This is a genomic window from Bacillus bingmayongensis, from assembly GCF_000299035.1.
Taxonomy (GTDB): domain Bacteria; phylum Bacillota; class Bacilli; order Bacillales; family Bacillaceae_G; genus Bacillus_A; species Bacillus_A bingmayongensis.
Genome location: NZ_JH921517.1, coordinates 276,245 through 289,299 on the forward strand (window position 1 = coordinate 276,245; position 13,055 = coordinate 289,299).

Here is a 13,055-nt window from a genome sequence, read left to right on the forward strand (position 1 = left end):
TCTGTTATATAAAATGTATTTCAAGAAAACCTATAAGTCAACTAGGTAATTGAAAAAAATAAAAAAGATGGCAATTTGCCATCTTTTTAATGCCCAGCTCCAGGGACAAGTAGAAATGTTGTATAGTATGTAAATCCAATGAAGAAAACAGTTAAATATGCCCCAAATACGTATATATACATACGCTCTGTTAATTTTAAATAACTTAAAAGTACGAAGAATCCTGTTTGTCCTAAAAATAATAGTGCAGTTGCGTACATATCCCCTAGGTAAAACATAACTGAGAAAATTCCAGTCCAAAAGCCGAGAACGCGAAACATGCGCTCCATGCAATCTCCCTCCTTTTCTAAAAAAAGTAAACCTCTCTTCATTATAGTTTATTTTTCTTACTATTGTAAATATTTGCGAAAAAAGAAAAGAAGCCAAATGGGATTGACTTCTTTTTGACACATTTTCATATGAAGAAATTATAGATGAACTTTGTAGTTGCAAGATTTACATCCGTCTAATAAGTTATCATGTCGTGTTAATTCCATGTTCGGGAATAGGATTTCAAAAATTCCCTTCATCATATCGCTATGCATATTGCAAATTTCTTCAGGATGATGAACAGCAACTTCTTTAAATGGGCAATTGTACACATCATAGAAAATTTGTGTGCCATCTGTGCTTAATTCAAATGAAGGGGATAGGCCAGCGGTTGATAATGCTTCTTTTGCAATTTGAACTTTGTGTTCCAATGTTAATGAATCTTCATTAACATTTAAACGCTGTATATGTTGTTCCATTACTTCTTTACCAAATTGTTTGCCTGTTTCATATAATGCTTTTTCACCGGCCACGCCGAGGCTAAGCAGTGAATTAAAAGCGATTTTCGCTAATAATTGATAATCACGAAATGGGAATTGCAGCTGAATTAAGTCTTCAGATAATACATATAATCTACTTGGTCTTCCGCCTTTTCCCGTTTTCTTCGTTTCAGATCTCAACATATTAACATCTTCTAATTTTGATAAATGTAGACGGGCTACGTTTGGATGGATATTAAATTCATCTGCGATTTCTTGTACAGTTACGTAACTATGTTTTTGAGAAATATATTTATAAATATAATAACGAGTTGGATCAGATAGTACACCTGTAATTTTTAAAGCTTGTTCCATGAGGATCTCCACCTTTATCACTTTATCCAAGATATTAACATTATAATACAGATAAAGTTGCATATAGGTAATTTTAGTCAATAATTCAGAAATTGTTCATATTTTCACAAACATATTTTTCCTTTTTGAGGAAGGGAAAACGCGAAAGTCACGATTTTTCTTATGTATCTCTCCATGGTATATACATAGTGAGGAGGAGATAATTATGAATAGTGTTGAGCATTTTGCTAATACAATTATGAAAGAAGCATGTGCATTACAGGCATCCGATTTACATATCGTGCCGCGGCAAGAAGATGCAGTCATACAATTGCGTATTGGAAAAGATTTAGTAACGAAGCATTGTATTGGAAAAGAATTTGGAGAAAGACTTGTTTCGCATTTTAAATTTTTAGCATCTATGGATATAGGGGAAAGACGTAAGCCACAAAATGGATCATTGTATTTACAAATTGATGGACAAGAAGTGCACTTGCGTCTTTCTACACTGCCAACTGTGTATTTAGAAAGTCTCGTCATTCGTTTGCACTTGCAAGCGTCGGTTCAACCGCTTTCCCAGCTTTCTTTATTTCCCAGCTCTGCAAAGACACTTCTCTCTTTTGTACATCATTCTCATGGATTACTCGTGTTTACTGGGCCGACTGGATCTGGAAAAACAACGACAATGTACGCTTTGTTAGAGGTAGCTAAAAAGGGACAAACGCGTCGAATTGTTACACTTGAGGATCCAATCGAAAAGCGAAAGGATGGTTTATTACAAATTCAAATTAACGAAAAAGCAGGTATCACGTATACAACAGGTTTAAAAGCGATTTTGCGCCATGATCCTGATATTATTTTAGTCGGTGAAATTCGTGATGAAGAAACAGCGAAAGTAGCTGTGCGGGCAAGTTTAACAGGACATTTAGTGATGACAACGCTGCATACAAACGATGCAAGAGGAGCTGTGCTGCGTTTGATGGATTATGGGATTACGCGGCAAGAAATTGAACAATCATTGCTCGCTGTGGCAGCGCAGCGCCTTGTTGAATTGAAGTGTCCATTTTGCAAAGGGAAATGTTCACCGTTATGTAAAGCAATGAGGCAAGTGCGGCAAGCAAGCGTTTATGAGTTGTTATATGGCCATGAATTGAAACAAGCTATTCGTGAAGCAAATGGAGAGCGTGTAACTTATCATTATGAAACATTGCAATCATGTATAAGAAAAGGGTATGCTTTAGGCTTTTTAGAAGAGGATGTTTATGTTTGAACGAAAAGGGTGGCGATTACATGAACAGGTCTTGTTATTAAGAAGGCTTGGAGAATTGTTAGAAAAGGGTTATTCGCTTTTACAAGCGTTAGAGTTTTTGCAATTTCAGCTATCTTCTCAAAAGCAAATTCAATTGCAACATATTGCAGAGGAATTAAAAAATGGTCGAAGTATTCACGATGCTTTTCACCAACTCATGTTTCATCCAGACATATTAAGTTATTTATTTTATGCACAGCGGCATGGGGATATTTCGTTCGCATTGCAACAAGGAAGTGTACTACTGTATAGAAAAGATAAACATCAAAAAGATATGATGAAAGTACTCCGCTATCCGATATTTTTATCTCTTTTTCTAATAGGAATACTTGCTGTATTCAATTTCGTTTTGCTTCCACAATTTGAAACATTATATAGTTCCTTACGTTCCTCTTCCGTCACATTTACCGATCATATTATGCTCTTAATTCGAATACTTCCGTACATGATCGGAGGATTTTTTCTCTGCACCGTTTTAGTAACATGTATATATGTGTTTTATATACAAAAACTTCCCCCAGTTCAAAGAATGAATATTATGATTCGGATTCCCCTTATAAAAACATTTCTTATTTTAACAAATTCTCATTATTTCTCTGTTCAATTAAGCGGCTTATTACAAGGTGGATTATCGGTACTCGAAGCCTTAACGTTAATGATCGAACAAAAACATCATCCGTTTTTTCAATGTGAAGCGACTCGGATTGAAGAGTTATTAATTGCGGGCGAACAGTTGGATTCTATTATTATGAAAAGCAGTTACTACGAGCGTGAACTGTCTTACGTGGTTGCGCATGGACAAGCGAATGGGAATTTAGCGACAGAATTAGGAGATTATAGCGAATTAACGATTGAAAAAATGGAAGGAAAGATTCACCGTATTTTAGTCATTATTCAACCACTTTTGTTTACATGTATCGGAATCATTGTTGTCCTTATGTATTTAGCGATGATTATGCCAATGTTTCAAATGATGAATTCTATTTAGGAGGTTAGTTTAAATGATGAATGAAAAAGGATTTACACTTTTAGAAATGTTATTGGTTATGGTTGTCATATCCGTATTACTGTTACTAATCATTCCAAACGTTATTTCACAGCGTTCTTCTGTACAAGGAAAAGGTTGTGATGCTTACGTAAAATCGGTCGAAGCGCAAGTTCAGGCTTATCAATTACAACATAATAAGATACCAACCATCGACGAATTAGTGAAAGACAAGTACATTACTTCCACAACGTGTCCAAAAGGGGAGCAAATTAGTATTTCAAGTGACGATGGTACAGTATCCGTTGTTGGCAAATCGTGAAACAAAAGGGATTTACATTTTTAGAGATGCTCCTCGTTCTATCCATCATTTCGATATTGAGTGTTGTTACTTATTTTAACGTTGCACCATTATATGAAAGGCAAAAAATTGAACAGTTTTTAAAACAATTTTCACAAGATATATTGTATATGCAGCAGTTAGCTATAAACCACCGGAATCTTCATATGTTACGATGGAGCCCTGAAAAACATATGTATAGCATTTGGGAATCTGGTGACAAACGTTCCCTTTTTATTCGGGAATATGAACGTGATATAAAGATTGATTTGAATACTTTTCCAAATCCAATGACCTATAATGCGAATGGAAATATAAACCAAGGTGGTACAATTCTACTTTCTTATCGCTCGCGTACCTATGAAATTGTATTTCAACTTGGGAGAGGGAGATTTACGTATCGTGAAGTGCCAAAAAGGATCGGTTATGCTCGAAATGCTCGCATCGTTAAGTTTATTGATGATGGCTGTGTCACTGTTGCTTCCGCAAACACTCCTAATTATGCAAGAAAGAAAAAATATTCAATTTCGGTATAAAGCACATGTATTGTTGAAGAAGGAAGCAGCACTATATATGTATCAAAATCGACCGAAGCAGCAAAAAGAGGAGACAGTAGATGGTGTTCTATATCAGACGCATTGGCGAGGAGAAGAGGTTTGTGCAATTTGGGAAGATGTCAAACAAAAAAGAATGGAACAATGTCGCCATGTCCAAAAGTAGAGAGGGAGAAGCAGGATTTACGTTACTAGAAATGCTGTTATGTTTATTGTTTTTATCTATTTTCTTTCTCCTTATGCCGCGCCTCCATAGTTTATTTATCGAGAAACCATATTCGAAGCAAATAAATAGTTGGGAATGGGATGTGTTCATGGAGCAAGTACAATTAGAATTTCGGGAGAGTCAAATGGGGAAAGATGTCGAGTTAGAGAATCAAGAAGATCTACTCCTTTTTCAAATGAGTAATGGTGCTAACGTAACATATGAAGTGTTAGGAAATAATATCGTGAGAAAAGTAAATACGCTAGGGATGGAAATTATATTACAAAAGGTAAGTTTGGTTTCTTATGATTTAACACCTAATATATTAACTATACATGTGCAAGATATAAGCGGTAAAATGTATCACGGTGTAGCAACGCGTTACGCACCGATTGAGTTGAAAACATGAGAAAACAAGATGGATTTGCGATGCCAGGAACATTAATTCTTCTTTTCTTACTGTTTTCATTCTTTATATATGAAATAAATATGTTGCAATCTGATCAAAGATTTTATAAGAAGACGCAGCAAAAATTTTTGTTAGAAGAGATTATTGATCAAGCAGTTTTCTCTATAAAGAAAGATTTGCAGGCAAAAGAACAAAATGATGTATTTTCATTTCAATATGAAAATGGTGAAGCGAGTGGCAATTATGCATTTGAAAATGAGATTGTATTTGTTACATTGCAGTGTATGACGAAACAAAAACGTCCCTATAAGGTGAACTTTCAGTACGATAAAACAAATAAAAGAGTTATGAACTGGGTAGAAGAGCGATGAGGAAGAAGTTTCATTACCATTACGTTTTGTTCTTGATACAAAATTAAGGACAAAACGTTTTTTACTAATTTGCGCAAGTAGTATATAAAATAAACCACATCAGCCCATATTTCGTTATAATACAAATAATTAAACAATGACTAAATTGACAGAAAAGAGGTAACAAAATGCAGTCCATTTACATAACAGGATTTATGGGAGCCGGAAAAACAACAATTGGGAAGATGCTAAGTAAGCAACTTCATATTCCAGTTGTAGATACAGATCAGAAAATCGAAGAGAAGCGAGGGAAGGTCATTCGCGATATTTTTGCAGAAGAAGGAGAAAGCAGTTTTCGTGAATACGAAAGTGAAATGCTGCGTTCGCTACCTACAAGTAATTTAATCATTACAACTGGTGGTGGCATCGTTGAACGCGCAGAGAATCGCCAGTGGATGAAAGAGAACGGAACGGTTGTGTATTTATATTGTGATCCGTATGTTATCGCAGAACGTCTACGTGAAGATACAACGCGTCCATTATTTCAAAAAGAAAATATAGAAGCGTTTGTAGAGAAATTTGCGGGGCGTCGGGCATATTATGAAGAAGCCCATATACATATTGATACAACAAATAAAAGTGTGGAAGAGATTATAGAAGAGCTAATCTGTAAGATTAATGTGTAAAAAAAGTGGACATAATAATCAAGTAGAGGTGATGATAATATGTCTACTAATGATTATGTGCGTTTTGTGACGCAACAATTTGTATCATATATGGATGCTCCCAAAGAGGATCGAAAGCAGAAGAAAGAACAACGCCGTGCTGAAAAAGCACCGTTTTTAAACAGATGGTTTGGTATGATGCCGCTTAGCGCAGCTTTGTTTTATCAAAATGTAAAGAAGAAAAGAAAGAAAACAAGTTAATAAAAATTGGAATGATTTACCGCTAGTAATGGTGCTGAGTGGTATAGTAAAATTTTGGAGATGAGTGTATACTTGTCATCGATTCGACAGATCAACCTATAAAAAATCCCTCGGCGTAATGTTGCGCCGGGGGATTTTTATTATTTTTTTGATAATTTATACCTTATTGGGTAGACTCATTCTGTTCAGTTACCGCGTGTATTTTATTATTTACCCATACAAATCCTATGCCAATACATATGGAGATTCCCCAACCAACAGCGGTCATGATTGCTCTCATTTCACCATATCCTTCTACACCAAAAACAGAGATGAAATAGATTTTTAAAAAGCTTTTTAAAATGAATTGTAAACCGAAAAATAGTGTTAAATACTGCAGTGCTGGATATATGCGTTTATCGCGGTAAAGGGCACGACTCTTATCTCGGTCATGTCCTTGCAAGGCTGCGATATCAGCTGCGAAATATAACATGAGGGGTTTCTTAATAAAGATTGTACAGATGACAATGCATCCAAGTACGATATGGTAATATGCGTCATTCCAAAGCATTCGCTCAGCAGAGCCAGATAGTAAGTCTACTGTCGTGTTAGCAATGAGGGTAATCAGAATAAAGAACCCTGTAATGTTGAACTGCTTTTCTTTTTTAAAGCAGTACAGTGTATAAAGAATTCCCGGTACGGAGGAAATAAGCATTGCATAATAAGGATCAATATGTGTTTTTGCAAATTTCCAAAGGACAAAAGGGAAGATGAGATAAAAGACAATGTCGAATATAGCTTTCTTATTTTGATTCATTGTAGGCCTCCTTAAGTGATAGGTATATTTTACAATATAATTTCTGAATATTGTACATGATTAATTGATAATCGAAATCAAATTAAAATAATTTTAATTTAGTATTGACTTTAATTTGATAACTTGTATATAATACAAATTGTAATCATTATAAATTAGAAATTAATCTCAATTAGTTTTAGGAGGATGAATATAGATATGACAAAACGTTTAGTAGGGAAACAAGCACCACGTTTCGAAATGAATGCAGTAATGCCAAATAAAGAATTTAAAAATGTTAGTTTAGAAGAAAACATGAAAAATGATAAATGGACAGTATTATACTTCTATCCAATGGACTTTACTTTCGTTTGTCCAACAGAAATTATTGCACTATCTGATCGCTACGATGAGTTCGAAGATTTAGATGCAGAAGTAATCGGTGTTTCTACAGATACAGTACACACACACTTAGCATGGATTAACACAGATCGTACAAAAAATGGTTTAGGCGACTTACGTTACCCATTAGCAGCGGATACAAACCATGTTGTATCAAGCGAATACGGCGTGTTATTAGAAGACGAAGGAATCGCACTACGTGGATTATTTATCATTAGCCCAGAAGGCGAATTAATGTACCAAGTTGTACACCATAACAATATTGGACGTGAAGTAGACGAAGTATTACGTGTTCTTCAAGCACTGCAAACAGGCGGGCTTTGCCCAGCGAACTGGAAACCAGGACAAGAAACTCTATAATTTATCCCGCTATTTGCGGGCAGTAAGACCCCCACCTCAAAATTCAGCAAGAGCAAAGAAGTTAGGTGGGAGATTAACTGCACGTAAAAGCCCGATTGGTGCGGGCTGATAATCAGTGGGGGATGAAGAAAAACCCTACTGATTAAAGTTTCACTTTATAAGTCATAGGAGGAATAGATAGAATGAAATTACGTGAACAAATGCCATCATTAGAAGGTGCAACAGAAATTTTAAATGACGCAGTAACGAGTGAAGATTTAATTGGAAATAAGCCGACATTAATTCACTTTTGGTCTGTAAGCTGTTACTTATGTAAAGAAGCGATGCCAGAAGTAAATGAATTACGTGATGAGTACGATGATCGCTTAAACGTTGTAGCGGTTCATATGCCTCGTTCAGAAGAAGATTTAGACTTAGCAGTAATTGAAAAAATGGCAGAAAGCCATGACATCATTCAACCAATTTTAGTTGATAGCAAACATGCGATTACAGATGCATTTGAAAATAAATATGTTCCTGCTTACTATGTATTTGATAAAGATGGTAAGCTTCGTCATTTCCAAGCGGGTGGAAGCGGTATGCCAATGCTTCGTAAACGTCTTGAGCGTGTATTAAACGAAGCAAACGAAGCGTAAGTCATAGTTTAGTAGAAATAAAAAAGATTGCCACTAGCGTGGTAATCTTTTTTATTATATAATAATTAAAACGCTTTCATTTTTTAAAAGTTTGTTCACAAAATTGACGAAAACTTAAGTTATTCCTATCGTCATGTTGTTTTATAATGAAACTAATCATCTATACATGCATACAATATTGTGAAATAAATAACATAAATAATCTATATAAATGTAAACGTTATCAAAAAAGAGAGGTGGAGACAATGAGTAAATTTTTCTTCAATCATAATCCAGCAACAATAGAGGATGGAAGGCTTGTAGAATATGCTGAAATTATTTATGGTGAAGGTGGCCGTTCTGTATTAGAAAATTTAATGGTGAAAGCATCTATCAGGTTGCGTGATCGTTATCCGCATAAATCTGACGAACAGATCTCTCATCTCGTAAATCAAGGCTTACACGATATGTTTCAGAAATATGTGAAGGAATAAGAGGAGCGAAAAGCTTCTCTTATTTTTGTATAAGGATTGCCCCTCTAGCTGACAATAAGAATGAATTTGAAAAACATAAGGGGTGAAAGAGATGAGTAATGGCGTAGGACGTTCGAAAAAGAATCTTCCAACAGATGCAAACCATGTAAGTGCAAAAGACAGAGAATATCAAAAGCGAATGACAGAAAAGCAGCAACAAGAACATAACGATGGCCGGAAGTATAATGGGAAAATATAAGAAAAGCTCCTTCTCATATGAAGGGGCTTTTCTCATGAAAAAAATGATTAGCGGTTACATAAAAGAGCCCACCATTTATAATTTGCATTGTAATATGCGGTTCGTATTGCTCTTGTAATGCTTGCTTTTCTATTTCGTAGCTTTCGGGAAGCGCTTCACTTTCTTCGTAAAAGCGATTTAGAAGTGCTAAATCATGATTCCAGCGTACACGTGCTTCTTCAGCCCATGTATGATCATCTGCTGCGATAAGGTTTTTTAATGCATCTTCTATTCGCTGTAATCCACTTTGTGGTTTAATAATTGGAGTAAGTGTAAAACTGAAATCTGGTATTTTTGGCGTGAGCCGAATTTTTGCTAATGTTTCATGAAAGTTTGTAATCATTGTTCCAGAAATAAGATGAATCCCAATAGAATGAAGCATGTCTTTCTTTCGATCGCATTGATAACATACTTTTACATTGACACCAAGCCATGGATGAAGTGGTGTATGAGTTGTACCACCTGAATTCACTTCTTCGAATAAACGTATGTATGATCCGAGTTCTTTTGTTGTTTGAAAGATTTGATGCAGGCGAGGAGAGCCGTAGTGAATAAGCTCACCCTCCTCTTCGTCATTCTCTGGATCTGTAATGAGAGTGAGTCGCATGGGATTTGGTATACCGCCTGTTTTCTCAAGGTAATGCCAATAAAAAGGGCGATTCATCAATAGTTTATCCATCTCAATTGTTAATTGTACATCTAGTAGATGCGGGGAACGCTGGGAAATTTCACAGTCGTTTGCCTCAAAAAAACCCCATAAGTAATTATGAATTTCATGTTGCTGCATAACCTTGCACCTCTGCTTCGTTTCTCTTCGCAAAGTCGATGATAGACGTTAAATTTTCCATCTTAATTCGAATTTCTCCTTCACTCTTTGACCCTGCGAAAATCTCTTGAATATGCGCATCGATATTTTTCATATTGATTCTTGTTAAAATCTCATCAAGTTCACCGATGACTCGCTCAAATAAATTGATTTTTTCATATAGAAGTTTCAAGATATGTTCTTCAACTGTATGTTTTGTTGCTAGGTTATAAATATGGACATCATTTTTTTGACCAAGCCTATGAATACGTCCAATCCGCTGTTCAAGCCGCATCGGATTCCAAGGCAAGTCATAGTTAATCATATGACTACAAAATTGTAAGTTAATTCCTTCACCGCCTGCTTCTGTTGCGATTAACACTTGCGCATGATTTTGGAAGAGTTCTTTCATCCAATCTTTTTTTCCGCGTTTGAATCCACCTCGAAAGGGAACAGATGAAATACCATGTTGTTTTAAAAACCATTGTAAATACATTTGCGTTGCTCTGTATTCTGTAAAGATGACGACTTTATCATTAATTTCTTTTATAAGTTCTAGTGCTTGATTTGCTTTTGAATTAAAAGGAATATGATTGATTTTATTCATTAAAACATCGATATATGGGTCTGGTATATAATTCTCATTTTCTTTTTGTCTTTTTTCCACATGCTTTTTGAGTGAGTAATAAACCGCTTCACGGCTACTACATACCTCTCGTTTCAAAGTTAATGATGAAAAGGCAGAGGTAAAAGCGTCTTGTCCTTTCCAATTTTCAATTGCATCATATAAAGCTTGCTCTTCCTCATTAAAATCAATAAATATTGTGCGGACGTGTCTTTTCGGCCATTCGATCCCCGTACCATTTCGCCGATTTCTTACCATCACTTTGTTAATGAGTGCTTTTAAATCTTCATCTGACTCCGGTGAACGATTTTTGGAAGCATAATATTCTTCGAAGTTAGATTGATTCCCTAAATGACCTGGTTTTAATAAGGAAACAAGATTAAAGATTTCATCGATTTTGTTTTGGACAGGTGTTGCGGTTAGTAATAAACAAAACTTCTTTTTTAGACGCTGCGCAAATTCATAGTTTTTTGTTTTATTATTTTTGAGTTTATGTGCCTCATCAATAATGATGAGATCATACTCTAAGTTTAAAACGATATCACGATGCGGTGAACGCTTTGCTGTATCAATGGATGAAACGATGACGTCAGCTTGTTCCCACGAGTAGCTTTTTCTCTGGGCAACTGCAGGGATAAAAAACTTTGTGTTGAGTTCATATGCCCACTGGGAAACAAGGGAGGCTGGAACGAGTATAAGTACTTTTTTAACAAGACCGCGCACCATATATTCTTTTAAAATAAGACCTGCTTCAATTGTTTTTCCAAGCCCAACTTCATCTGCTAGTATTGCTTTTCCATTCATTTGCTCAATAACAGTTTGTGCTACTTCTAGCTGATGAGGAAGCGGCGTGAAATGAGATAAGTGTTTCGGTGCTTGTAAACCATCAAATGTAGGGACAAGCAATGATTTTTCTGTTTTATAGGCTAAATCATATAGTTCCCAATTTGTCCAAGGGCCGTCTTCATCAATTCGTTTTAAAAAATTATTTTGCCATGTCCGATCTACGGAAATATCGACATTCATTGAAACTCTCCCACCTTCTGTAAACTAAAACGGTTATTGTTATACCCTTCACCAAAAACTATAATTTCTAGCATTTTCAGGTGAAGTCGTTTTTGTAAGTATAAGAATAAAAAATTCCAAATTATTTTTTATGCTAGAATATTGATGAAATAGATCGAAAAATGTTAGGATAATGGTGTGAAATGTATGGAATCTTTCGTATTTTATCCAAGAAAGTACTTTTTTATTTACGCTTTCATAAAAAAATGCATTGAGATTCCGTATATCCCATCTTTTCTGGATAAAAAATGTTTAGGTACGGGAAGCCAACTTTTATTGATTTGTCATAGACAGCATAAGGGGGAAAGAACATGATTACATTACAACGTACACCGCTATTTGATGTTTACGCGAAGTATGGTGGAAAAACAATCGACTTTGGTGGTTGGGAATTACCAGTTCAATTTTCAAGTATTAAAGAAGAGCACGAGGCTGTTCGCACAGCAGCGGGTCTGTTTGATGTGTCTCACATGGGAGAAGTTGAAGTCACAGGTGCAGATAGTTTAGCATTTTTACAACGTGTTGTTACAAATGACGTTTCTACCTTAAAGGTAGGAGGCGCACAATATACAGCAATGTGTTACGAAAATGGTGGTACTGTAGATGATTTGTTAATCTACAAACGTGACGAAGAAGACTACTTATTAGTAATCAATGCATCGAATATCGAGAAAGATTACGAATGGTTAGCAAGTCATGTAATTGGCGATACGAAAGTAGTCAATGTTTCTAGTGAAATTGCACAGCTTGCAATTCAAGGACCAAAAGCAGAAGGCATTTTACAAAAAGTTGTGTCAGAAGATTTAAAAGAAATTAAGTTCTTTAAATTTAAAAACGATGTTCTTGTAGATGGCACTCCTGCCCTTGTATCACGCACTGGTTATACAGGTGAAGACGGATTTGAAATTTACTGCAAGAGTGAAGATGCTGCAAAACTTTGGGAGAAACTTCTTGAAGTTGGAGCAGAAGACGGCTTAAAACCATGTGGTTTAGGAGCACGTGATACACTTCGTTTTGAAGCAACACTTCCACTTTATGGGCAAGAATTATCGAAAGATATTACACCAATTGAAGCTGGAATTGGTTTTGCAGTAAAAACAAACAAAGAGGTAGATTTCTTTGGGAAAGAAACACTAAAAGAATACAAAGAAAACGGTGCACCTCGTAAATTAGTCGGCATCGAAGTAATTGAGCGCGGTATTCCTCGTACGCATTATCCTGTATATGTAGGCGAAGAAAAAATCGGGGAAGTTACAAGTGGCACACAATCTCCAACGTTAAAGAAAAGTATTGGTTTAGCATTAGTTGATGTAAAATACGCAGCAGTTGATACAGAAGTAGAAATTGAGATTCGTAATAAACGCGTCAAAGCAGTAGTCGTTCCAACACCATTTTACAAACGTTCAAAGTAACGGGGA

At 35.6% G+C, this 13,055-nt stretch carries 18 protein-coding genes and 1 pseudogene; 14 read left to right on the forward strand and 5 right to left on the reverse strand.

All coding sequences use genetic code 11. The annotated features are described in order from the left end of the window. Positions 1 to 86: 86 nt before the first annotated feature. Positions 87 to 329, reverse strand: coding sequence for a DUF2626 domain-containing protein (locus Y7E_RS0108395; RefSeq protein WP_000440707.1), 243 nt, complete (start codon positions 327 to 329; stop codon positions 87 to 89). Positions 330 to 467: 138 nt separating this feature from the next. Next, a complete protein-coding gene (locus Y7E_RS0108400) occupies positions 468 to 1,163 on the reverse strand; it encodes a helix-turn-helix transcriptional regulator (RefSeq protein WP_017150828.1) in 696 nt (231 codons plus the stop codon). A 205-nt stretch (positions 1,164 to 1,368) separates the two neighbouring features. Between Y7E_RS0108400 and comGA the strand changes: the two genes are divergently transcribed. From comGA to Y7E_RS0108440, 9 genes and pseudogenes are all read left to right on the forward strand, one after another. Beyond that, complete coding sequence (comGA, locus tag Y7E_RS0108405; RefSeq protein ID WP_017150829.1) at positions 1,369 to 2,412, forward strand: competence type IV pilus ATPase ComGA; 1,044 nt, start codon at positions 1,369 to 1,371, stop codon at positions 2,410 to 2,412. Further along, positions 2,399 to 3,439: a competence type IV pilus assembly protein ComGB gene (gene comGB, locus Y7E_RS0108410; protein ID WP_026049145.1), complete on the forward strand. Its 1,041-nt coding sequence runs from the start codon at positions 2,399 to 2,401 to the stop codon at positions 3,437 to 3,439. Before comGA ends, comGB begins: the two co-directional genes overlap by 14 nt. A gap of 13 nt (positions 3,440 to 3,452) precedes the next feature. Continuing rightward, entirely contained in the window at positions 3,453 to 3,758 is a 306-nt protein-coding gene (gene comGC / locus Y7E_RS0108415) for a competence type IV pilus major pilin ComGC (protein ID WP_017150831.1), read from the forward strand. After that, positions 3,755 to 4,198: pseudogene (comGD, locus tag Y7E_RS0108420) on the forward strand (competence type IV pilus minor pilin ComGD); the annotation flags it as partial. The gene comGC and the pseudogene comGD, both read left to right, overlap by 4 nt. Next, the gene (gene comGE / locus Y7E_RS34240; RefSeq protein ID WP_237741359.1) at positions 4,179 to 4,496 is read left to right on the forward strand and encodes a competence type IV pilus minor pilin ComGE; all 318 of its coding nucleotides are present in this window, start codon (positions 4,179 to 4,181) and stop codon (positions 4,494 to 4,496) included. The pseudogene comGD and the gene comGE, both read left to right, overlap by 20 nt. Beyond that, on the forward strand, positions 4,483 to 4,944 hold the full coding sequence (comGF, locus tag Y7E_RS0108425) for a competence type IV pilus minor pilin ComGF (protein ID WP_026049146.1): 462 nt from the start codon (positions 4,483 to 4,485) through the stop codon (positions 4,942 to 4,944). The genes comGE and comGF overlap by 14 nt, the downstream gene beginning before the upstream one ends. Continuing rightward, a complete protein-coding gene (gene comGG, locus Y7E_RS0108430; protein ID WP_017150834.1) occupies positions 4,941 to 5,315 on the forward strand; it encodes a competence type IV pilus minor pilin ComGG in 375 nt (124 codons plus the stop codon). Before comGF ends, comGG begins: the two co-directional genes overlap by 4 nt. Before the next feature lie 167 nt (positions 5,316 to 5,482). Continuing rightward, positions 5,483 to 5,980: a shikimate kinase gene (locus Y7E_RS0108435; RefSeq protein WP_017150835.1), complete on the forward strand. Its 498-nt coding sequence runs from the start codon at positions 5,483 to 5,485 to the stop codon at positions 5,978 to 5,980. Between the two features lie 39 nt (positions 5,981 to 6,019). Next, on the forward strand, positions 6,020 to 6,220 hold the full coding sequence (locus tag Y7E_RS0108440; protein WP_000106078.1) for a YqzE family protein: 201 nt from the start codon (positions 6,020 to 6,022) through the stop codon (positions 6,218 to 6,220). Between the two features lie 163 nt (positions 6,221 to 6,383). Here the strand turns inward: Y7E_RS0108440 and Y7E_RS0108445 are convergent, their stop codons facing one another. Then, the gene (locus tag Y7E_RS0108445; RefSeq protein ID WP_017150836.1) at positions 6,384 to 7,016 is read right to left on the reverse strand and encodes a VC0807 family protein; all 633 of its coding nucleotides are present in this window, start codon (positions 7,014 to 7,016) and stop codon (positions 6,384 to 6,386) included. A 198-nt stretch (positions 7,017 to 7,214) separates the two neighbouring features. On the opposite strand from Y7E_RS0108445, the gene Y7E_RS0108450 reads away from it, so the two are divergent. From Y7E_RS0108450 to Y7E_RS33590, 4 genes are all read left to right on the forward strand, one after another. After that, complete coding sequence (locus Y7E_RS0108450; RefSeq protein ID WP_017150837.1) at positions 7,215 to 7,757, forward strand: peroxiredoxin; 543 nt, start codon at positions 7,215 to 7,217, stop codon at positions 7,755 to 7,757. A 182-nt stretch (positions 7,758 to 7,939) separates the two neighbouring features. Beyond that, complete coding sequence (locus Y7E_RS0108455) at positions 7,940 to 8,392, forward strand: TlpA disulfide reductase family protein (protein WP_017150838.1); 453 nt, start codon at positions 7,940 to 7,942, stop codon at positions 8,390 to 8,392. A 245-nt stretch (positions 8,393 to 8,637) separates the two neighbouring features. Then, complete coding sequence (locus tag Y7E_RS0108460; protein ID WP_017150839.1) at positions 8,638 to 8,865, forward strand: hypothetical protein; 228 nt, start codon at positions 8,638 to 8,640, stop codon at positions 8,863 to 8,865. A 91-nt stretch (positions 8,866 to 8,956) separates the two neighbouring features. Further along, a complete protein-coding gene (locus tag Y7E_RS33590) occupies positions 8,957 to 9,103 on the forward strand; it encodes a hypothetical protein (protein WP_000064866.1) in 147 nt (48 codons plus the stop codon). 13 nt (positions 9,104 to 9,116) lie between these two features. On the opposite strand, the gene Y7E_RS0108470 is transcribed toward Y7E_RS33590, so the two are convergent. Together Y7E_RS0108470 and Y7E_RS0108475 are read right to left on the reverse strand one after the other, a co-directional pair. After that, entirely contained in the window at positions 9,117 to 9,929 is an 813-nt protein-coding gene (locus Y7E_RS0108470; RefSeq protein ID WP_017150840.1) for a YqhG family protein, read from the reverse strand. Beyond that, on the reverse strand, positions 9,916 to 11,598 hold the full coding sequence (locus Y7E_RS0108475) for a DEAD/DEAH box helicase (protein ID WP_017150841.1): 1,683 nt from the start codon (positions 11,596 to 11,598) through the stop codon (positions 9,916 to 9,918). Before Y7E_RS0108475 ends, Y7E_RS0108470 begins: the two co-directional genes overlap by 14 nt. 350 nt (positions 11,599 to 11,948) lie before the next feature. On the opposite strand from Y7E_RS0108475, the gene gcvT reads away from it, so the two are divergent. After that, positions 11,949 to 13,049, forward strand: a complete 1,101-nt coding sequence (gcvT, locus tag Y7E_RS0108480; protein ID WP_017150842.1) for a glycine cleavage system aminomethyltransferase GcvT — start codon at positions 11,949 to 11,951, stop codon at positions 13,047 to 13,049. Positions 13,050 to 13,055: the final 6 nt, after the last annotated feature.

Coding starts and splice junctions, on each gene's coding strand:
- Y7E_RS33590 (WP_000064866.1), top strand. CDS start 8,957: ATGAGTAATGGCGTAGGACGTTCGAAAAAGAATCTTCCAACAGATGCA.
- comGA (WP_017150829.1), top strand. CDS start 1,369: ATGAATAGTGTTGAGCATTTTGCTAATACAATTATGAAAGAAGCATGT.
- Y7E_RS0108400 (WP_017150828.1), bottom strand. CDS start 1,163: ATGGAACAAGCTTTAAAAATTACAGGTGTACTATCTGATCCAACTCGT.
- Y7E_RS0108450 (WP_017150837.1), top strand. CDS start 7,215: ATGACAAAACGTTTAGTAGGGAAACAAGCACCACGTTTCGAAATGAAT.
- gcvT (WP_017150842.1), top strand. CDS start 11,949: ATGATTACATTACAACGTACACCGCTATTTGATGTTTACGCGAAGTAT.
- Y7E_RS0108435 (WP_017150835.1), top strand. CDS start 5,483: ATGCAGTCCATTTACATAACAGGATTTATGGGAGCCGGAAAAACAACA.
- comGG (WP_017150834.1), top strand. CDS start 4,941: ATGAGAAAACAAGATGGATTTGCGATGCCAGGAACATTAATTCTTCTT.
- comGB (WP_026049145.1), top strand. CDS start 2,399: ATGTTTATGTTTGAACGAAAAGGGTGGCGATTACATGAACAGGTCTTG.
- Y7E_RS0108475 (WP_017150841.1), bottom strand. CDS start 11,598: ATGAATGTCGATATTTCCGTAGATCGGACATGGCAAAATAATTTTTTA.
- Y7E_RS0108445 (WP_017150836.1), bottom strand. CDS start 7,016: ATGAATCAAAATAAGAAAGCTATATTCGACATTGTCTTTTATCTCATC.
- Y7E_RS0108460 (WP_017150839.1), top strand. CDS start 8,638: ATGAGTAAATTTTTCTTCAATCATAATCCAGCAACAATAGAGGATGGA.
- comGF (WP_026049146.1), top strand. CDS start 4,483: ATGTCCAAAAGTAGAGAGGGAGAAGCAGGATTTACGTTACTAGAAATG.
- Y7E_RS0108395 (WP_000440707.1), bottom strand. CDS start 329: ATGGAGCGCATGTTTCGCGTTCTCGGCTTTTGGACTGGAATTTTCTCA.
- Y7E_RS0108440 (WP_000106078.1), top strand. CDS start 6,020: ATGTCTACTAATGATTATGTGCGTTTTGTGACGCAACAATTTGTATCA.
- Y7E_RS0108455 (WP_017150838.1), top strand. CDS start 7,940: ATGAAATTACGTGAACAAATGCCATCATTAGAAGGTGCAACAGAAATT.
- Y7E_RS0108470 (WP_017150840.1), bottom strand. CDS start 9,929: ATGCAGCAACATGAAATTCATAATTACTTATGGGGTTTTTTTGAGGCA.
- comGC (WP_017150831.1), top strand. CDS start 3,453: ATGATGAATGAAAAAGGATTTACACTTTTAGAAATGTTATTGGTTATG.